This window comes from Methanobrevibacter ruminantium M1, assembly GCF_000024185.1.
GTDB classification, from domain to species: Archaea; Methanobacteriota; Methanobacteria; order Methanobacteriales; family Methanobacteriaceae; genus Methanobrevibacter; species Methanobrevibacter ruminantium.
Window position 1 is genome coordinate 739,498 of the sequence record NC_013790.1, and the last position, 20,503, is coordinate 760,000.

Annotated in this window: 20 protein-coding genes; 15 read left to right on the forward strand and 5 right to left on the reverse strand. The window is 32.9% G+C overall.

Going from position 1 to position 20,503, the window contains the following annotated elements; translation table 11 throughout:
• Positions 1-40 precede the first annotated feature (40 nt).
• The 8 genes from porA (at position 41) to MRU_RS02835 (ending at position 6,965) form a co-directional block, all read left to right on the forward strand.
• Positions 41-1,189, forward strand: a complete 1,149-nt coding sequence (gene porA, locus MRU_RS02795; RefSeq protein ID WP_012955352.1) for a pyruvate synthase subunit PorA — start codon at positions 41-43, stop codon at positions 1,187-1,189.
• A 1-nt stretch (position 1,190) separates the two neighbouring features.
• Positions 1,191-2,057 (forward strand): pyruvate synthase subunit PorB, encoded by an 867-nt coding sequence (gene porB, locus MRU_RS02800; RefSeq protein WP_012955353.1) that lies wholly within the window; start codon positions 1,191-1,193, stop codon positions 2,055-2,057.
• Positions 2,058-2,069: 12 nt separating this feature from the next.
• Complete coding sequence (locus MRU_RS02805) at positions 2,070-2,570, forward strand: 4Fe-4S dicluster domain-containing protein (RefSeq protein WP_012955354.1); 501 nt, start codon at positions 2,070-2,072, stop codon at positions 2,568-2,570.
• A gap of 10 nt (positions 2,571-2,580) precedes the next feature.
• Positions 2,581-3,009 (forward strand): 4Fe-4S dicluster domain-containing protein, encoded by a 429-nt coding sequence (locus MRU_RS02810; protein ID WP_012955355.1) that lies wholly within the window; start codon positions 2,581-2,583, stop codon positions 3,007-3,009.
• A gap of 407 nt (positions 3,010-3,416) precedes the next feature.
• Positions 3,417-3,851, forward strand: coding sequence for a hypothetical protein (locus tag MRU_RS02820; RefSeq protein ID WP_012955356.1), 435 nt, complete (start codon positions 3,417-3,419; stop codon positions 3,849-3,851).
• A gap of 31 nt (positions 3,852-3,882) precedes the next feature.
• Positions 3,883-4,137, forward strand: coding sequence for a hypothetical protein (locus MRU_RS02825; RefSeq protein WP_012955357.1), 255 nt, complete (start codon positions 3,883-3,885; stop codon positions 4,135-4,137).
• Between the two features lie 281 nt (positions 4,138-4,418).
• Positions 4,419-5,258 (forward strand): fumarate hydratase, encoded by an 840-nt coding sequence (locus MRU_RS02830; RefSeq protein ID WP_012955358.1) that lies wholly within the window; start codon positions 4,419-4,421, stop codon positions 5,256-5,258.
• A gap of 117 nt (positions 5,259-5,375) precedes the next feature.
• Positions 5,376-6,965, forward strand: a complete 1,590-nt coding sequence (locus MRU_RS02835) for a dihydropteroate synthase-like protein (RefSeq protein WP_012955359.1) — start codon at positions 5,376-5,378, stop codon at positions 6,963-6,965.
• A gap of 230 nt (positions 6,966-7,195) precedes the next feature.
• On the opposite strand, the gene MRU_RS02840 is transcribed toward MRU_RS02835, so the two are convergent.
• Together MRU_RS02840 and MRU_RS02845 are read right to left on the reverse strand one after the other, a co-directional pair.
• Positions 7,196-7,531: a hypothetical protein gene (locus tag MRU_RS02840; RefSeq protein WP_048812390.1), complete on the reverse strand. Its 336-nt coding sequence runs from the start codon at positions 7,529-7,531 to the stop codon at positions 7,196-7,198.
• 234 nt (positions 7,532-7,765) lie between these two features.
• Positions 7,766-8,926: an MFS transporter gene (locus MRU_RS02845; RefSeq protein ID WP_012955361.1), complete on the reverse strand. Its 1,161-nt coding sequence runs from the start codon at positions 8,924-8,926 to the stop codon at positions 7,766-7,768.
• Between the two features lie 540 nt (positions 8,927-9,466).
• Between MRU_RS02845 and MRU_RS02850 the strand changes: the two genes are divergently transcribed.
• From MRU_RS02850 to MRU_RS02875, 6 genes are all read left to right on the forward strand, one after another.
• Complete coding sequence (locus tag MRU_RS02850) at positions 9,467-10,339, forward strand: AAA family ATPase (RefSeq protein WP_012955362.1); 873 nt, start codon at positions 9,467-9,469, stop codon at positions 10,337-10,339.
• A 112-nt stretch (positions 10,340-10,451) separates the two neighbouring features.
• Positions 10,452-11,612, forward strand: coding sequence for a VWA domain-containing protein (locus MRU_RS02855; RefSeq protein ID WP_012955363.1), 1,161 nt, complete (start codon positions 10,452-10,454; stop codon positions 11,610-11,612).
• Between the two features lie 182 nt (positions 11,613-11,794).
• A complete protein-coding gene (locus tag MRU_RS02860) occupies positions 11,795-12,712 on the forward strand; it encodes a TIGR00269 family protein (RefSeq protein WP_012955364.1) in 918 nt (305 codons plus the stop codon).
• 158 nt (positions 12,713-12,870) lie between these two features.
• Positions 12,871-13,071, forward strand: a complete 201-nt coding sequence (locus tag MRU_RS02865) for a MoaD/ThiS family protein (protein ID WP_012955365.1) — start codon at positions 12,871-12,873, stop codon at positions 13,069-13,071.
• Positions 13,072-13,361: 290 nt separating this feature from the next.
• Positions 13,362-14,222, forward strand: a complete 861-nt coding sequence (locus MRU_RS02870) for a damage-control phosphatase ARMT1 family protein (RefSeq protein WP_048812391.1) — start codon at positions 13,362-13,364, stop codon at positions 14,220-14,222.
• Between the two features lie 91 nt (positions 14,223-14,313).
• Positions 14,314-15,138, forward strand: a complete 825-nt coding sequence (locus MRU_RS02875) for a DUF1932 domain-containing protein (protein WP_012955367.1) — start codon at positions 14,314-14,316, stop codon at positions 15,136-15,138.
• A 51-nt stretch (positions 15,139-15,189) separates the two neighbouring features.
• Here MRU_RS02875 and MRU_RS02880 read toward each other — a convergent pair whose 3' ends face one another.
• The 3 genes from MRU_RS02880 to MRU_RS02890 form a co-directional block, all read right to left on the reverse strand.
• The gene (locus MRU_RS02880) at positions 15,190-16,497 is read right to left on the reverse strand and encodes a cytidyltransferase (RefSeq protein WP_143714290.1); all 1,308 of its coding nucleotides are present in this window, start codon (positions 16,495-16,497) and stop codon (positions 15,190-15,192) included.
• Positions 16,498-16,698: 201 nt separating this feature from the next.
• Complete coding sequence (locus MRU_RS02885; protein ID WP_227717047.1) at positions 16,699-17,190, reverse strand: DUF308 domain-containing protein; 492 nt, start codon at positions 17,188-17,190, stop codon at positions 16,699-16,701.
• A gap of 146 nt (positions 17,191-17,336) precedes the next feature.
• Positions 17,337-18,425, reverse strand: coding sequence for an archaeosine biosynthesis radical SAM protein RaSEA (locus MRU_RS02890; protein ID WP_012955370.1), 1,089 nt, complete (start codon positions 18,423-18,425; stop codon positions 17,337-17,339).
• Between the two features lie 596 nt (positions 18,426-19,021).
• On the opposite strand from MRU_RS02890, the gene mer reads away from it, so the two are divergent.
• The gene (mer, locus tag MRU_RS02895) at positions 19,022-19,978 is read left to right on the forward strand and encodes a 5,10-methylenetetrahydromethanopterin reductase (RefSeq protein ID WP_012955371.1); all 957 of its coding nucleotides are present in this window, start codon (positions 19,022-19,024) and stop codon (positions 19,976-19,978) included.
• The last annotated feature ends 525 nt before the right edge of the window (positions 19,979-20,503 follow it).

A 20,503-nucleotide genomic window follows, 5' to 3' on the forward strand; every position in this document is an offset into this window, starting at 1 on the left:
AGAATCTATCGTTATTTATAATTTAAGTGGAGAAAATTTTATGGCAAAAGAAATTATGACAACAAATAGAGCAGTTGCAGAAGCTGTAAAGTTAGCAAAACCACAAGTTGTTCCTGTTTACCCTATTACTCCTCAAACTACAATATCCGAATACCTTGCACAGTTTGTTGCAGACGGCGATTTGGATGCTGAGTATATTAGAGTTGAATCTGAACACAGTGCGATTAGTGCTACTTTAGGAGCTTCCGAAGCGGGAGTAAGAGTATTCACCGCTACTTCATCTCAAGGATTAATGCTTATGCATGAGATATTGTTTGCAGCTGCAGGTATGAGAGCTCCAATAGTAATGGCAGATGCAAACAGGGCAATTTCTGCTCCATTAAACATTTGGAACGATCAACAAGACTCCATCGCACAAAGGGATGCAGGATGGATACAGCTTTATGTGGAAAATGCTCAAGAGGCATTCGACACTGTGCTTCAAGCATATAGAATTGCAGAGCATGAAGAGGTCATGCTTCCAGTAATGGTATGTTTAGACGGATTTATTTTAACACACACTGTCGAGCCAGTAGATTTATTGGAACAAGCTGATGTGGATACATTCCTCGAACCATACGTACCTAAGTTTGCATTTTTAGACCCTGAAAAACCAATGTCATTAGGTAACTTTGCAGACCCTGAATATTATACAGAAGCAAGACATGACATGCAAGTGGCTATGGACAAGTCCATGGATGTAATCAAGGAAGTAGGTGCGGAATTCGGTGAAAAATTCGGAAGGACCTACGGCTTGACTGAACCTTACCTTTGTGACGATGCAGAGATCATATTGGTCTGTATGGGTTCAATGGCAAGTACAGTAAGATATGTGGTAGATAATTTAAGAGAAAAAGGCGAAAAAGTAGGTCTCTTAAAAATAAGGGCTTACAGACCATTCCCATTCGAGGAAATTGACGAAATTGTCAAAAATGCTGATAAATTAGCTGTGCTTGACAAGAACTTCTCATTTGGTATTGGAGGAGCGCTTTTTGCAGACTTGAAAGCCAAATGCCACAAGGAAACCTATGGTTTCATTTTAGGATTAGGTGGAAGAGACGTAATTCCTGAATACATTGAAGAAGCTGTCGAATTAACTAAAAATCCAGTAAAAGAAGTTACTTGGTTAGGCTTAAAGGAGGATGAATAATATGGAATTTCCTGAAGAAGAATTATTGGCACCAGGTCACAGAGGCTGTGCTGGTTGCGGAGCAGCTATCGCTGTAAGACTTGCTCTTAAGGCATTAGGCAAGAATACTGTGGTTGCTTGTGCAACTGGTTGTTTGGATGTTATGACATCCCCTTATCCTGAAACAGCATGGGAAGTCCCATGGATTCATGTTGCTTTTGAAAATGCAGGGGCAGTGGCTTCCGGTGTGGAAAGAGCATTGAAAGCTCAAGGAAAGGAAGATGTAAATGTTGTTGCTTTCGGTGGTGACGGAGGTACTGCAGATATTGGTATCCAATCATTATCCGGTGCAATGGAAAGAGGTCACGACTTAACTTATATCTGTTACGATAACGAAGCTTATATGAATACAGGTATTCAAAGAAGCGGAGCTACACCTTATGGTGCATCAACAACCACTTCACCAGCAGGTAAGCAAAGCTTCGGTGAAGACAAGCCTAAGAAGAACATGGCTTTCATTATGGCAGCTCATGGAATTCCATATGTGGCTACTGCATCAATTTCCTATCCTGAAGACTTTATGAAAAAGGTTAAAAAGGCAGCTGAAACCAAAGGTCCAGCTTACATTCACTTGCAACAGCCATGTACCACTGGATGGGGATTCAAGCCTGAGCAAACCATTCAATTAGGCAGACTTGCTGTTGAAACCGGTGCTTGGGGATTATTTGAAATTGAAAACGGTGAATTCAGAGTGACTTACAGGCCTCAAGAAAGAAAACCTGTTAAGGAATACTTATCCGCTCAAAAAAGATTCAAACATCTTGATGATGAACAAATTGCAATTATACAAGAATTCGTTGACAACCAATGTGAAGAATTAGGTATCTAAGGAGGGTCTCTATTGGAGAAATTAATAGTAGATAATGAATTATGTGATGGATGCCAGGATTGTGAAAAAGCATGTGCAGGAGTCCATGGAGTTCCTAGAATCACTATTCATGAATTAGACGGTTCTTATTTCCCTATTCGTTGTCAACAATGTGAGGACGCTCCTTGTGAAATCATCTGTCCAACCGGTGCAATGAGCAATCTGGGAGTGGATGTTACCAAGTGCATAGCCTGCGGATTCTGTGCAATGGCATGTCCTTTCGGTGCAATCAGCATTCAATACAGCAACGCTCATAAGTGCAATCACTGTGCAGATAGAGAGGAAGGTCCTGCATGTGTTCGCGCCTGTTCCAAAAGGGCAATTGCAGTCCATGACATTGCAAATGTCATCAAAAGGAAACAAAGGGAACACATTGAAAAGATGTATGGCTTAGACAAGCCTGCTAAAAAGAAAGGTCTTCTCAGTGTAATTACAACTGATACAAGGGCTAGAAAGCCATTGGATGGAGAATAGAGGTGTTAATATGGATGAATTAAAAGTCAACCCAGAATTATGTGTAGATTGCGGACTTTGCGAACGTAATTGTCCTAACAATGCAATTCGTGTTCATGATGGAGTCCCTTTATTCTGTATGCATTGCAGTCCTGAAAAAGCACCTTGTCTTGCTGTTTGCCCTAAAGGAGCTATAGTTGCCCTAGGCGGAGCAATCACAATTAAGCAGGATAAATGTATCGGCTGTGGATTATGTCATAGCGTATGTCCCATTGGGGCTGTTACCATCAATGAGATAGGTCAAGCCACAAAATGTGATCTTTGCGCAGACTATGACACCCAACAGTGCGTTGAAGCCTGTCCGACCCATGCTCTTACAAATGATACAGAAAAGATAATTCATGATAAACAGGAAAAAATATCCGAAGGATTTAAGAAGGTTCAAACTCTTTTGAAATAGTCTGAATCCTTTGTATTTTAATCTTTTAAATTTTAATGATTTTTAAAGAGCTATTCTTTAAAAATTATCTTTTTTTATTTTTCATTTTAATATTTATTTATTTTTAACTATTTTTATTATTTTTTAACATTTTTTAACTATTTTTATTATTTTTTAACATTTTTTAACTATTTTTTAACTATTTTTTAACTATTTTTATTATTTTTTAACATTTTTTAACATTTTTTAACATTTTTTAACATTTTTTAACATTTTTTAACATTTTTTAACTATTTTTTAACTATTTTTACTATTTTTACTATTTTTTAACTATTTTTTACATTTTCTATTTTAGCTATTTTTTCATTTTTAATTAATTGTCTTTTAACTGCATCAAATTTAAATATTTTTAAAAATAATATATTACCATGACTTTCATGAATAATGGTGCAAATATAAAACAGTTCCAATTGCTCAAATTCATAAATGAGAATTGCAATGATGATCATGTGATATCCAAAATTTCAATTGTGCTTCGCAGGGATAAGATAGAGGCTCCCTATTATATGAATACTAAAATTAGATTATCTACATGTATGGATGGGGAAGAAAAGGGAGTTATTCATGCAATGGACATTTTAAACCATAGCAGGAAGCATAATCTCTGTGAATATAAATATGATGAAATCAAATCACTAATCTTTGACTTATTCGATAGCGACCATAAGTCCGACCAGGTGGAATTCTCTCAAAATGACAATCGATTGAAGATATCTTTTATGTCTAAGAATGATGAGGAGTTCAGGAATCTTTTCGAAAATTATCATGAACTTTTTGAAAAGATAGATGGTCTGGTTGATTAGATATTCAAATTTAAAAAGGGGTAGTGATATAATGTCAGATCCATTGATTATAAAAAAAGAATTATTATTTAATGAATATACCGGGCATGAAGATGGAAATTGTTTAGAATGGGTTGATGGTCGACTAAGCAATAGTGATGACCATCATAGAATTCCATGCAATCTTGAAGATGCTTTTGAAATAGCAAAAAAACAAAAAGCCGTGCTTGTAATTCAACCTGAATTTCAGGAACAATGCATATTTGCAGACTTTACAGGTGAAGAAATTGATGAAAATTGGGATTGATTTGAAGTTTCGTTTAACTCGCTTTAAAGAACTTTAATAAACCCCATTATTCTTGCTTATTTTATATATTTAAACCTTATCTTCTTTATTAAACAATTATTAAATAATTGGGGCCATCTATTTATTTAGTTTTATTAACGACATTTTTAAAATTTGAATAATTCTCTTTCTTCTTATTTTTCTTCTTTTTATAAATTTTAATAAATTATTTAAATAAATAAATTAAATATTTTATATAGATTATTCTAAATTATTATTCTTTTAATTTTATTCGTGATTTTATGATAACAGAAAAACAGATTGAAGATACTATTTATCAATTATACAAACAGGCAGCTATCGTCCTTGGAGATGATGTTAAATCTGCACTTGAAGATGCATTAAAACGTGAGGATAGTGAGCTTGGTCAGCTAAATATTAAAGCTATCTTAAAGAATATTGAACTTGCTGAAGAAAAGTCAATTCCGATGTGTCAGGATACAGGGCTACCTATAATTTTTGTAAAGCTTGGTAATGTTCAAGTGGAAAACCTTTATGAGGGAATAAGAAAAGGTGTTGCAAGAGCAACTGAAGAGGTGCCTCTCAGACCAAATGTGGTGGATCCAATCACAAGGGTTAACTCTGGCAATGTGGGAGATAAAGTGCCTATTGTGGATATAGAGCTTATAGATGAAGACTACATTGAATTTACAATCATGCCTAAGGGATTTGGCTCTGAAAACAATAATGCCCTTAAGATGGCACTTCCAGCTGAAGGAATAGAAGGTGTTAAGGACTTTGTTGTGGAGACCGCTCTTAAGGCTGGAGGCAAGCCATGCCCTCCTATAGTTGTAGGTGTTGGAATCGGCGGAAGCTCTGATATGGCTTTGAAATTAGGAAAGAAGGCTCTTCTTGGAAAAGTTGGAGAGCGTAATGGCGACCCAACATTGGCAGAGGTCGAGCTTGAATGCTTGAATAGAATAAACAAGGATGGAAAAGGTCCTATGGGTCTTGGCGGAAGAACCACTGCATTGGATGTGAAGATTCTAAAGATGGACACTCATACAGCAGGGCTTCCTATTGGCGTAGTCATTCAATGCTGGGCAGATAGACATGCTACAGCTCGTTTGAGAGATGATTAAATTTATAAAATATTATTGTTGATGATTAAATTTTAAAAATGCTCCTTTGACTGATGATTAAATTTAAAAAATAATAATTTCGATGATTTTTATTGAATTTTAAAGATGGGGAATTTTATGATACTTATTATAACCGGACACTTGGCCTATCCCTTGGTAAAGGAGATGGCGGATAAATCAAAAAAGGAAACTGTAGTTCATATAGCAGAGACTCAAGTGGCTGCTTTTTTAACTCCTAATCAAATTATAAAGGAAATCCACGAGTATTTTGAAGACAGATTAGATGATATTGATTTGATATTGGTTCCAGGTTTAATAAGAAAAGACACATTCCTGATTGCTGAGGAATTTGGAATTCCTTGTTATAAGGCATCTACAGATGCAGCAGACCTTGCTATGGTCTTGGACCTTGTGGATGAGCTGGAACTGTCCCAGTCAACACCTGCTGATAAGCTTATCATAGAAGAGAAGAAGAAGCAGGCCTTGAAGTTCATTGAAGACTTTGAAAAAGACATGGAAAAGAGGGAGGAACTACTTAAAAAAGAGAACAATATTCTTGTCAGGAACCTTCCTGTTGGTGAGGATTTCCCAATGAGGGTATTGTCTGAGATAGCAAGTGCCCCTATATTGTCAAAAGAGGATTTGATTAAAAAGGCCGAATTCTTTGTCGCTTCAGGCTCTGACATGATAGACATCGGTATGATTGCAGGTGAGGACAGGTCTGATGAGATTCCCGATTTGATTGATACATTGAGGCCAATTGTGGGAGACAGGCCTTTAAGTATAGATACATTGAATCCTAAGGAGATTGAAGCTGCTGTAAACCATGGGATTGACATGATCTTGAGTTTAGACAATGGTAATTACCATGAGATTTTGCCTTTGCTCAAGGAAAAGAATGTTCCTGCAGTTATTTTGCCTACAAACTTCTCTGAAGGCTATGTGCCACACAGTCCCGCGGATAGGGTGGCATCTATGCAAAAGCTTGTGGAAGCTTGTGATGGACTTGAAGTTGTCTGTGACCTTATATTGGACCCAGTCAACAGTGCAAGTCTTGTGGATTCAATAATAGCATTCCATGATTTCCATGAGGTGGATAAGAAGCCGATGTTCTTTGGAATAGGAAATGTGATTGAGCTTATGGATACAGATTCTGTAGGGGCCAATGCAGTTCTTGCAGGTATTGCTATGGAACTTGGAGCAAGCATTCTATTCACTCCAGAGGAGAGCGGAAAGACTCATGGAAGCGTAAGAGAATTGGCAATTGCATCTAAGATGATGTTTTTAGCTAAAAACAGGCAATCCATTCCTAAGGATTTGGGAGTTGACCTTCTTGTATTCAAGGACAAGAAGAAAAGGTTTGACTTGAAGCAGGATGACAACGTTCCTATAGTAAAGCAGGATCGACCGATCAAGTTTGTACGGGATAAGGCAGGAAGCTTTAAGATAAGGGTTGAACATGGAATTAGCGTAAAGGATTCCTATATTGTGGCAACTCACTTCAAGAAGACAAAGCCAACCATAAGCTTTGAAGGAAAAACAGCAAGTGAAATCTATGAAGAGATCATTGAAAAAGGGCTTGTGACCAGATTGGACCATGCGGCATATCTTGGTAAGGAACTTGAAAAGGCAGAAATAGCTATGCTTACCGGAAAAGAGTATGTTCAAGACTTTGACTTGTTTAAGGATCCTGAAGAGTTTATTTAACTATTCTTTTTTACTTTTTTTATTTATTCAAGGCTCTTGAAGAGTTTATTTAACTATTTTCTTTTTTTTTATTTTTTTGTTTAATTATTTCAAGAGTTTATTTAAAATTAGTTTTTACTTTTTTTTTTTTTACTTATGTCCTGATTTAAGGGTTTATTTAAGATAGGTTCTTTTTTTATATTCCCTCAATAATTTTTTTCGTGTCGCTGCTAAATGCAATACTAGGAATATTAGACTAAATATGAAGATGATTTATGAATATGTGAAATTTTGTGATTTCCTATCTTCATGCCTTTTAATGACTTTTGGCTAGAGAAGATTCCTGAAATTATGGTTATCAATAAGGAAGCAAGCAATCCTATGTTTATGATAAGATTTAGAGTTCTTTTAAGGTTATATTTTCCTTTGCCTATTGTTTTAAAATACCTTTTGTTATATTTTAAGTGTAATGCAATTAAAAACAATAATCCCACTCCAACTATTTCATGAATTAGAATAGGCAGGCTTAGAAATTCCACTATTATTGCTATGAACATTAATATGTCTACAGTAATTTTTTTATTCATCAAATCACCATTTATATTCATTTTATTTGTACTCTTATATATATTTTGTTTTACCTAAATTTTTATTTTCATTAGTAAATCTTTTTGCCATTCATTAATCTTTTCTTATTTTTAAGAGTATTTCAGAGGCATTTTCATTATTCCAATCATTTTTAAGAGTATTTCAGAGGCATTTTTATTATTCCAATCATTTTTAAGAGTATTTCAGAGGCATTTTTATTATTCCAATCATTTTTAAGAGTATTTCAGAGGCATTTTCATTATTCCAATAATGTAATAAAGGATGATGAATGCAAGCAGCAAGAACAGTGCTCCGAAAATAAAGATGGACATTATTCCAAATCCGTCTACCAAGAATCCTCCTATGGCTATTCCAAGAGCTATTCCTCCATTTAAAATGCTTAAAAACACTCCGTTTGCAAGTTCTGGGCTGTCTGGGATTACTGAACTTTCAATGTATTGGATGAGATTGTAGCCCATTCCGTCTAAGATTCCAAATATTAGAATCAATATTAGGACTGGAATCAGATAATTTGCAAATAGATAAAGGAGTACAAACACTCCTCCACATATTAATTGGAAAATGAGAATGGTTGCTTTGTCTCTTTTAGCTATTAACTTTCCTCCAAGCCAAGTTCCAAATATTGAGAACAGTCCATAAATGAATAGGAATATGCTTAGTTTATATGTGTAGACATGGCTGACTACCTGCAGGAAGTATGGCTGGTAATTATATACTATGCTTGCTCCTATTGGCATCATCATTATTCCAATTGTAGCAAGAAGGAATTCCTTTGATTTAAGACTGGAAAATGGCATTTCATAACTTTTAGCCTTGCCTTTGATTTTTGGGAAGAATATGATTATCAATATTAAGGATAATAGATTGATTGCAAAGATCCATGACATTGCAACTTGATAATTGAATATTGTTCCAAGGCCTGTTGTTATAGGAAGGCCTACAATGCTTCCGATTGATATTCCAAGCAGAATTTTTGTAATATAATCTTGTTCTTCTCCTTTTGGGGCTATTTCTTCGCAAACTGTAAGGGCTATTGATATGAATGCCGGATAAAATATGGCTGATAATATTCTAAAGAAAGAGGCAATGTAAATGCTTTTTGTAAAGATTATTGCAATGTTTGATATTGCAAACACTGTTAAAATGCTTACAAAGGTTCTTTTTCGATTGTATTTTGAAAATAAAACAGGTATGAACAATCCGCATATGGCTATGGTAAATGTAAATGAGCTTACATAGAGTCCTGAAATGGCTATTGATGTATTGAAATACTCTGCTATTTGTGAGATGATTCCGACAATGCTTAATGGAGTGTTTATTCCAAGGGCTGAAATCATTAGAATGTAAAGAAGTATTTTTGGATTGGCGTTCATGTTCTGTTTCCATTGTATTTGATTTATATTATTTATAACAATGTTATATATTTATTTTTATATTTTTTTATTTAATTTTTAGACCTATATTTTTTTAATTATTTTTAAATCTATTTTTTTTTATTTTTTCTTAGATTTGTTCTCCTGAGGACTTTACAAGAGGTTTTAAGGAATTTAGAATTTTGATAATTTTTTTCATTTCACATATACATTGTACAAATGCAGGCCCCTCCAAAGAGAAGGAGCAAAACAATGAGTATTGCAATTAGTTTTTTCTTTTTCATTCTATCACAGATTTTATTCTATTCAAATTAAAAAACTTAATTTCGATTAGTTTTAATACTATAAAACAATAATTATTTATATAAATTAAACTAAAATTTAATATATTATATAATATGATATTTTTAAATTTAAATTTATAATATTTTTTAATAAAAAAATGATTTTTTGTTTATAAAATTACTTTTATTAGATATTTGATATGTTTTAATAATTTTAATAGTTTAATTTAAACAATTAACTAAAAAAGGTTTTTAAATGACAGATGAAGAATTAACCATTGAAGAAATAGAGAAAAAACTTGAAAGTACTGGATATATCTCAAATAAGGAGATCAGCACTTCTGTATTTTTATCTTTATCTTTAAATAAGCCTATATTGATTGAAGGACCTCCTGGAGTTGGAAAGACCGAGCTTGCAAAGGCTTTGGCTCAATCTTTAGAAAGAGACTTCTTCAGGATTCAGTGCTATGAAGGAATTACCTTTGAGCAGATCGTTGGAGAATGGAACTATCAAAAGCAATTGCTCCATCTTGAAGCATTCAAGGGAAGCAAGAAAGGGGAAGATTCAATCTTCGAAGAGGATTTCTTTATAAGAAGGCCCCTTCTAACCTCTTTCATGAATGAGAAGCCATCACTTCTTCTAATTGACGAGATCGATAAGGCAGATGAAGAGGTTGAGAGCTTTCTGCTTCAGGCTTTAGGTGAAAAGCAGATTACTGTAAATGACTTAGGTACCTTTGACCTTCAGAATGACTTGGTTGTGATGCTCACTTCAAATGCCCAAAGGAATCTCCTTGAGGAGACTAAGGACAGATGTCTTTTCTTATATATCTCTTATCCTTCAGTTGAACGTGAAATGGCTATTGTAAAAGCCAGATTGCCAAATGCAGAAGATGGCTTGGTTAAAAAGGTTGTTAATATGGTTCATAGAATCAGAACTTTTAACCTAAATAAGAAACCCTCTGTAAGAGCTTCAATCGATTGGGTAAACTCTGTAATGCATTTGGATAAGGATTATAAGAATGTGGATGCCGCACTGGAGGACAGTGTTGGGGTAGCCATTAAGACAGAGCCTGACAAGGCAAAGGTCGTTAAAGAGATATTTAGAAATGAATACATGAATGACTAATTATTTACTGTTTATTCCATAGAAAAATTAATTTATTTCTACCAAATTAAGGGTTAAATAATTTCTTAGCACATTATGATTTGAATTATTTCTAGCACGTTAAGGTTTAAATATGACAGAAAGAATCGTAAGATTATCAAATGACTTGAGAAAAAAGGGAATGCCTGTAAGCATCAGGTCCACTCAGACTGCAATAGATGCATATGCTCTTCTTGGGGAAGATGATTTGCCTACTTTAAAGGATGCATTCCGCTCAATTTATGTCAAAAGCAAATATGACATTCCTAAATTCAATGAGTCATTTGACGGTTTCTTCACTAAAAAGCAGGTTAAAAACCTAACCGATGAGCTTAATAAATCCAGCAGGCCAAACAGCATGAAAGGAAAGCTTTCCCAGCATGAATGGAAAATCACCAAACAAAAGGGTAAAGGAGGAAAGCAGATTCAGATGGGTGCTGAGCAGGCTATGGAATACTTTGCAGGAAGACCTGTTCTTGAAGACAGGGACAAGGACCTTGCAAGGGACAATGACATTCTAAACAGTGACCTATCAAAGCTGAACAAGTACGATGAGCGTGTATTTGAATTATGTGTAGAGCTTGGAAGAAAGATTGCAAACAAGCAGTCAAGAAGAAAGAGACTGGCTCGTTCCAATAAGATTGATATGAGAAGGACCATGAGGCAGAACATGAAGTATGGAGGGGTCCCGATTGACCTTGTCCATGTCAAGAAGAAGCCTCATAGAAAGCAGCATCTCTTCCTTAATGATGTAAGCGGTTCCTGCGAATGGATCAGCAGCTGGTTTTTCATGCTGATGTTTGCATGCCAAAAGACATTTAAAGACTCAAGAATGTTTGAATTTGATAACAGGACAATAGAAACTACTGAATTTCTTAAAGAAAAGTATATGGTTAATGCTTTTGCAGAAATCAGATTGCTACGTATGAGAAATATGATGGTTAGAGGAACTTCCAATATGTACACTGCATTCCAGTCATTTATGAAACAGGCTGACATTAGCAATAAGTCTTATATTATTCTCCTTTCAGATTGCAGAGATTGGGCTGGCCCTAAGGTTGATGGGGTTCCTGCAAGTGTAGAGCTTGTTTCCCAAATGTCTAGCATGGCTAAAAAGCTTGTTATCCTAAACCCTGAGGACAAGAAGAAGTGGGATGTTGTAGACAGCTGCGTTTCTTTATACAGGGGAGCAGGTGCACAGGTTTATGAAGTTAGCACTTTAAATCAGTTGGCTGAGTTTGTTGCAGATATGTAAAACTTAGAATTCTTTATTTCTCTATTTAAAAACAATTACTTAGTTAAAATCAGTTATATTTATTCTAATTTATTATAAGTTATTATAATTTTTTCTATTTTATTCAATTTTATTCAATTTTATTCATATTTATTTAATTATATTTATTCAATTTATTTAATTTTTAAAAGGATGACTTTAATATGCAATCTTGTACTAAATGTGGAAATCCAAAGATTATTATAAAAAAACCGGCTTCTGGACAGGCCTTATGTAAGGACTGTTTCATAGAAAGCATTGAGAAAAAAGTTCGCCAAACCATAAAGCGTGAAAACTTTATTGATAGGGGAGATAAGGTTTTAGTAGCATTATCCGGAGGAAAGGATAGTGTAGTAACCCTTGATATTCTTAATTCCTATCGTGAAAGGCATATCATAGATTTATGTGCCGTAACCATTGACGAAGGAATTGCAGGATACCGTGAAGATGGAGTTGAAATTGCCAAGGCACATGCAGAGAGACTTGGAATTCCACATAAGGTAGTGTCATTTAAGGAAAGTTTTGGAATTGATTTGGATGAAATCATGGCCAAAGAAAACCACAGAGGATCATGTACCTATTGCGGTGTATTCAGGCGATGGATAATCAATAGGGCTGCAAGGGACTTTGGAGCAACTAAAATAGCAACAGGCCATAATCTGGATGATGAGACTCAAGCTATCTTAATGAATTATCTTGAGGGGAATACTGAAAACCTTGCTAAGATTGGTCCTAAGACAGAATCTAATGATGAATTGTTTACAGTTAAGATAAAGCCACTTAGGGAAATTCCAGAAAAGGAAATAGGTCTTTATGCTATTGCAAAAGGATTGGATATTCACCTTGCAGGCTGTCCATATGCAGAGGAGTCATTCAGAATGGAAATTTCCAATATTCTAAAAGACCTAACAAAGGATCATCCTACCATAATGTATTCAACCCTTCGGGGATTTGATAAGATGAGACCAGCCATTAAGGAAGAGTTTAAATCCAATTTTGTTTACAAAAGATGTGAACGTTGTGGAGAGCCTTCTTCCAATAGATTATGCAGGGCCTGTACCTTCTTGGAAGAATTGGATTAATAATCATTGTTCTTTGAACCTAATGATTTCATTTCTATTTTTCATTTTTAGATTTTATGCAAGTTTAAATAGTAAGATTTATTAACAATTGTTATATAATTAAATATGATGATATATTAATTAAAGACAATAAATTAAATTGATTGGAGGATAATTTTATGAGTTTTAAGTTAAAAATCAAGGATAATGTTGAAGAGAGAGAAATAGATGGAGAGTTAACAATTAAAAAATTATTGGATGATTTGGATTTATCTAGTGAGACTATGGTAACTAAAAAGAATGGTGAAATAGTTATTGAAGAGGAAACAATTGAAGATGGTGATGAAATCGAGTTTATTCAAATCATTTACGGAGGATAAATTTTTTATTATCCTTTTAACTCTTTTTACTTATTTTTAATTATTTTTAGTTAATTTAAGCTATTTTTACCTAATTGTCTTTTTTAGAACTATTTTAAGCTTATTTTTTGCCCAAATTGTCTTTTTTAGAACTATTTTAAGCTATTTTTTCTTCCATATTTTTTAACAATCAAACTATTTTTTCAATAATTTTAATAATTTAAATCAATAAATATAATCAATAATTATAAATCTTTAATTGATATAAATAAATTTAAAAAGATATTCTAATTTTAATTGGTAGTGATATTATTAAAGTCTATTACGAATGCGGTCCATGCTTTTTAAGGCAGGCAAGAGAGGCGATTGAACTTTCAACAGATGATGAGGAGCTTAAATTCAGACTTATTCAAGATGTCTTATCTTATCTTGGAGAGAACTTCTCTAAGGAATTGTCTTCAAATGCTACAGGAACAAGGATTCATCAGTACATCAAAAAGGAAACTGGCTGTTATGATCCATATTTTTATCAAAAGAAAGAGGGAAATGAAATTGCATTGTCTCTAATGCCAATGGTTAGGGAAATATTAAAGGAAGATAATGACTTGGAAACCTATGTTAAGATAGCCATTGTAGGGAATATTCTTGATTTCGGCACTTTTGATTTGGATACAGACTTTGAATCATTGATTTTTGAAGGATTGAAGAAAGAATTGGTCATAAATAAAATAGATGAATTTGAAGAAGCCTTAAAGAAATATGATAATGTTCTTTATTTGGTGGATAATACAGGAGAAATAGTCTTTGATAAGCTTCTTATTGAAAAGATAAAGGAATATGATGTGGATATTACAGTGGCAGTAAAGGAAAGGCCTATATTGAATGATGCCTGCATGGAAGAAGCATTAGAGGCTGGACTTGATGAGATTGCCGATTTAATCACTACAGGCTCTGACTCTGTAGGCGTTGTCGAATCCATGATATCAGATGAGTTTAAGGAAATTCTATTGGATTCTCCTTTTGTAATCTCAAAAGGAATGGGAAATTATGAGGGATTGACTGAAATGGATCTTGACGGACAGGATGTCTTTGTATTGTTCTGCACTAAATGCAATGCTATCTCAAAAGATTTAGGACTTCCTGAAGGATCTCATATCCTCTCTAAATTATAATTTTAATTTGCATGATTAGTTTACTCAAATCTTAATTATTTTTTAATTTACTCAAATCTTAATTGTTTTATTGTTTTTAATGGGTGTTTGTATGAAATTCGGATTTATTGGTTTTGGTGAAGTCTCATATACCTTATCAAAATTGCTTTTAGCATTGGATTTTGAGATTTTAAGTTCTATCGAAGGACGTTCCCAAAAAACTATAGACTTAATTAATTCTTTAGATTTAACCCTTTTAGATAGTTTTAAAGATGTTGCAAAAGAGTCTGATGTATTGATTTCTGCAAACAGTCCAGATATTGCTTTAGATATTGCAAAAAACTATGGCAATTTAACAAATGGATTTTTCCTTGATTTCAATAATATTTCACCAAAAACTGTTTTTGAAATTGAAGATATTTTATCCGATGACAAGTTTATTGATTCTGCAATCATTGGCAGGGTAAATTCGGATGAATTGAACATATATCTATCTGGAAGCAAGGCACAATTCCTTTTAGATAAAATAAAAAAAGAAATTGGTTCTAAAGGTATTGATATTAATAAAATGGACTTTAAAATTAATGTAAAACTTATCAGTGATAAAATTGGTGATGTTTCTAAATTAAAGATGCTTAGGTCTTCATATACAAAAGGAGTGTCTGCTCTTTTAGTGGAAAGCTTTGAATTGGCAGAAAAGTTAGATTTGGAAGAGGAATTATGGGAGATTCTTTCACTAACTGAAAATAGAGATTTTGAAAGATCTTCCAAGTCAAGAATCGATAGTTCAAAAAAAGCTTCTAAAAGAAGATATGAAGAATTAGTAGAAGTTTTATACTTTTTAGATAATGTAGATAATGTAGATGAGTCTAAAATCATGGCTCGAGCCACAAAAGACAAGTTTGAATATTTGAAAAATAGGGAAAATAAAGAATAATTATTAAGTAAATAATCAATCTTGCCTTTATTTATCTAATTTTCTTTTTTTTTAATAATCATGAATAGTTATTTTAACTCTAAAATCATTTCTCTTATTTTTAATAAGCTCTCCGCTTACTGGAATATACCTTGAGTCCAATATGTATCTAAGATAAGTCACTTCCATTGATGGCAACTTTAAAGCGGTTTTTACTTTTATCTTCTTATCCTTAATCTCACAGGATATCTTATTGTCCTTATCCACAAAGATCTTTGCTTCAATTCCTTCATGAATCTTTTTTGCTTCGAATTTTGTAAGATTCAATCCTGCTTCAAGGCTTAGCATAGGATTCAATTTCAAGTTTTCTTTCTTTCTAAACTTCTCATTTGCTTCTTTGGCTGGAACTCCCTTATCAACTTCCAAAGCAACATACCAAGCCCTTTCAATGATTTTATCCACATTTTGTTCCGGAGGGATTACTCCTTTTGATTCATAATGTCTCATCAGCTTTAGGACTTCATCTTTAGTGACTTCCTCCTCTATGCAGCTTGCAGCAAGACGGGTCATGACTGGACCGTAATCTGCCCTTCTGAAGCTTGCCCAGATGGATTCGTCATCTTCCTTATAGAATCTCCCTTCCACTATCCTATTGATTACCTTTCCGTTCAAGTATGCAATATTTGTCAGATTTGACCTTGAATAAGTGTTCATCTTATGCTTAAGCACTTTCATGTTCCTTTTTCCAGGAACATTTCCCTTTTCTATCTCCTCTTCCAGTATTTCTATACTTGTTTTAGGAAGCAATTCCCTTATTTCCTTTGAAATGGTCAGATTGTTATTGAGTATCTCTTTTCTGATAAATCTTCCTGAAATCTTTTTTGGAGAGCTCACTTCTGGAATAAGATGAAAATCTATCTTTCTGTTGAATTTCTTTGATAGAAACTCATTGATTGCATACCAACGTATTACATTGCGGCTTGGAAAGTCCTGTGGAATTCCAAGAAAGCTTCCTTCATTGATAAAACGCTCTGCATAGTTTTTAATCTCTTCTAAGCTAATGTCTGCTGCAGTTATATAATCGGTAACTCCATCCTCATGCATTTGAGCTAGCCTAATCGGCACACTATAAGATAAAATGAGTCTGTGGTGCAGTCCTTCAACCCCTACGACCTCATCTGCCCCTAATGCCTTTGCCATTCTGCATCTTGCATCAAATGGAGTAAAAAATGGGGCATGATTTGCACTATATCCTTTATTAAGGTAAATGACTAGCTTTGAATTCTTCTCTTCAGCTATTTCCTTTCCTTTTTTTATTAGTTGTTCATGTCCCTTATGGACTGGATCAAAATCTGCACTTATAGCTATCATATTACTTATTCCTGAGGTTTTTCTTTAAAATTGACTTATATTTACTTTAATTCTTTTTATTTATATTGATAGTTTAAAATTGAGAAAATCGTTTAAAATTTGTAGAAATAGTTTTTGAATAAAAAAAAGATTTTAGAATAAATAATAATTTTAAAAGAGTTCTCTTATTATTATTTATTCAATATTTATAATAATTTAAATGACAATCAATTAATAACCGTCACTTAATAAGTTTAATATACCAGTAGCCACTAGCCATATTCCAATCAATGAACCGAGAACAAATGAATTGTGGATATAAGTTCCAAGAATTATATAGATTACACCTAAGATAATTCCAATAATTCCCATCCAGAATTTATACTTATTTTCCCTGTTTCCAACAATCACAACCAATCCAATGATTATCAAGAAAATTCCTGCTAGATATATGGTTATAGCGGTTAAGAATGAAAATATGCTTGGGTTGAATATCAATCCTAAGCTTACAACCAACATTATCAGTCCAATAATGGTATTTAAAAGCCCTTTTGTAGTGTTATATTCCACTTCAGATATTCCGTTTAAGAGCAAGAAAATTGAAAGCAATAAGACTGATAGTCCAAGAATATCAGATGCTGCAATAATTCCTAAAAGAGGGAATGCAATGACTATTATTCCTAGAAAAATTGCAATTATGCTCATTATAGTTTGTTTATACAAATTCTGTTCCTCCTTTTTCTTTAAAAAGTTAAATTAAATTTATTTTGCAAAATAATTCTTAAAATTTTTATAAAATCTATGAATTAATATTATATATTTATATAAGTATTTTTATAGTATAGTTTTTTTGATTTAATTTTTTATCTTTAATATAAAGGCAAATGTTTGGTTTGAGTTTTTGACCTGTTTAAATTAGAGAACTTGACTTCAGCAATCCATTCACTCTTGCAATTGCAATCATGTTCTATTTGGCTTTGGTCGAAGTTTGAATCAATTATCTTATGTTTTAGCTCTTTATTGCACTTCTTGCAATTGTATGGGCCTCTTCTTGAGCCGAATCCAGAGGTGTCCATAAGTGCCGGAATATTCACATTTTCTCTGATTCTATTTATCACTTCAACTGTTGACCAGATCCAAGGAGGATTGTATGAGCCTCTTCTCCATAGTCTTTCAATAAGTGTTCCTCTATGGATTGTTGCAGGACAGCATGAAACCCTATCAACTCCAATGCTTTCGCAGTAGCTTGCAGTTTCAATTGCTTCTTCGATGGCTTCACTTTCAGATAAGAGAATAGGCTTAACAAAGATATATGCTTTTGACTTTATGTCATAGCTTTCTTTTGACTGCTTAATGGTGTCAATTGCCCTTTCAAAGCTTTTATTGTTAAATCCTTTATTAATCTTGTTTAATCTGGTTTCTTCATTTGAAGTTTCAAGGCCTATGCTTATTTCAAATAGCTTGTCGCCGATTATTTCAAATATTTCATCGATTATCTCTTTTTTTACATATTCGGGTCTGGACTCTACGACTATCTCGCTTATTTCATCCAGGTCTGCCAATCTTTGAAGGATGTAATTTCTAGCTTCCTTTGGAAGTTCTTCTGGGTTTAAAAAGCTTCCAGATGCAAATAGCTTTATTGCAATCTTCTCTCCATTTTTATAGTCTTCAGCAAAATCCCATTTGCCCAGTTCCATTTCAAAGAGCTCGATTATTTTGGAAGTTTCTATTGGCTTTAGATAGCAGTCTGAGATGTAGCTGCACATTGTGCATCCTCCGCTTGGTCCAAGAGCCCAAGAGCATCCGGGAGTAGGTAGAATAAGGAATATTGTCTTTCCCTTTCCTGAATATAATAGGTCCTCTTGATACCAGCTGGCAGATAAGTTATCCAAGTCCTTTGGCTTTGCATATTCTATAGATCTGTCTCTGATTTCCTTTGTTAATTCTCTAATTTCCATTCTTTTACCTTTATTTGATTAATAGAACTATATAATAAAAAAACTATAAATTATAAAATTTTTTAATTGTTTAATTTTTATAATTTTTATAATTTTTTAGTATATTTAATATATTATTAATAATTTATATATATTTTTAAAATTTTTATTTAATATGTTTTTATCATGACTTTTTAAAGCAAATCCCCATTTGATGTAATTTTTTTTAAAGACTTCTAAAGATATTTGTCTTGGAAAAATGCTAATTTTGTTTGTTTAATATAAAATGTTCTATGGTATAAAAATTAATTATTTGCTATTTAAATCTTAATTTATCTAATAGTGTTTGTTTGTTTTATAATTCTATAATACATTTTCTTTTATTTATATATTCTATTAAGTCTCATCGATTTTTTTATTTTTTTCTAATGAATGAAGATTTTTAAAATTTATTATTAATTTTATTCAATTTGTTTATTTATGTATTATAAAAAATCATTTTTGTTTATTATTTTTTTTAAAAAATAAAAATTATAATATAATATATAAATCTTTCTATATTTTTCAAATAACAAATACTTTATAAGCTCGACAACAAAATAACAATTGGTGATAATATGAAATTTGGTATAGAATTCGTACCTCAAATACCATTAGATGAACTCGTAAGATTAGTAAAAATAGCAGAAGACGTCGGTTTTGAATACGCATGGATCACTGACCACTACAACAACAAAAACGTATACGAAACCTTAGCATTAATTGCAGCAAACACTGAAACCATTAAAATGGGTCCTGGTGTAACCAACCCATACGTAAGAAGTCCTGCAATTTCCGCTTCCGCAATTGCTACTATTGACGAAATCTCTAACGGTAGAGCAACTTTCGGTATTGGTCCTGGTGACAAAGCAACCTTTGACGCATTAGGTATTGCATGGGAAAAACCTGTATCCACAATTAAAGCAGCAATCGCAGACATTACCACCTTATTAGACGGTGGAAAAACCGAAGCTGGAGCAGCTTTAGGTGGAGCTAAAAAAGTACAAGACGCAATCCCTATTTACATGGGTGCACAAGGTCCAAAAATGTTAGAAACTGCTGGTGAAATCGCTGACGGTGTATTAATTAACGCTTCCAACCCTAAAGATTATGAAGCTGCTATGCCTATGATTAAAAAAGGAATTGGCGACCAAGATAAAGATTTCGATGTAGCTGCATACACTGCTACTTCCATTGGTACTGACTCTGAAGCTGCTAAAAACGCAGCTAAAATCGTAGTTGCATTTATTGCAGCAGGTTCACCACCTCCAGTAATTGCAAGACACGGATTACCAGAAGGATTCAACGAACAAATGGGTGAATTCTTAGCACAAGGTAACTTCGGTGGAGCTATTGGTGCAGTAACTCCTGAAGCTCTTGACGCTTTCTCCGTTTGTGGTACTCCTGATGAGTTCATACCTAAGATTGAAGCATTAGCTGACATGGGTGTAACTCAATACGTAGCAGGATCTCCTGTAGGTAAAAACGTAGAAGAATCTATTAAATTATTAGGAGACGTAATTGCTAGCTTCTAAGGAAGCTACAATTTCCTAATTTTTTAATTTTTTCTTTTTTTTTATTAACAAAAATATAACATTGTTATATATTTCTCTTTTTTCTTAAGTTTTTTTTCGCCATGCCCTTAAAATGCATTGATCTTATTTTTCGGATTTTCTTAATTTCTTTAATAAAAATAAATAATGAAAATAAATAATAAATAATATATTTAAAAAATTATTATCTATTAATAAAATTAATAAATTTTACCTATTACTATAATTCTTATAATGAATTTTTTTATCAAATTTCCCTAAACTTTTAATCAAGTATTCTAATATCCTATTTTGTACAATTTTATATCATTTTATCATTATTTTCTAAATTATGAAATAAAAATAGATATATTTATATATTAAAAGATTTCTAGAATTTTAATTTTTTAAATTAAATTTTCATTTCCAATTTTTTATTTTTAATAATATGGCATATTTTTATCATATTTCCACTATTTTTTTATCCTTTTTCTAAAATAACTATTAATATTTATTTTTTAATATTAA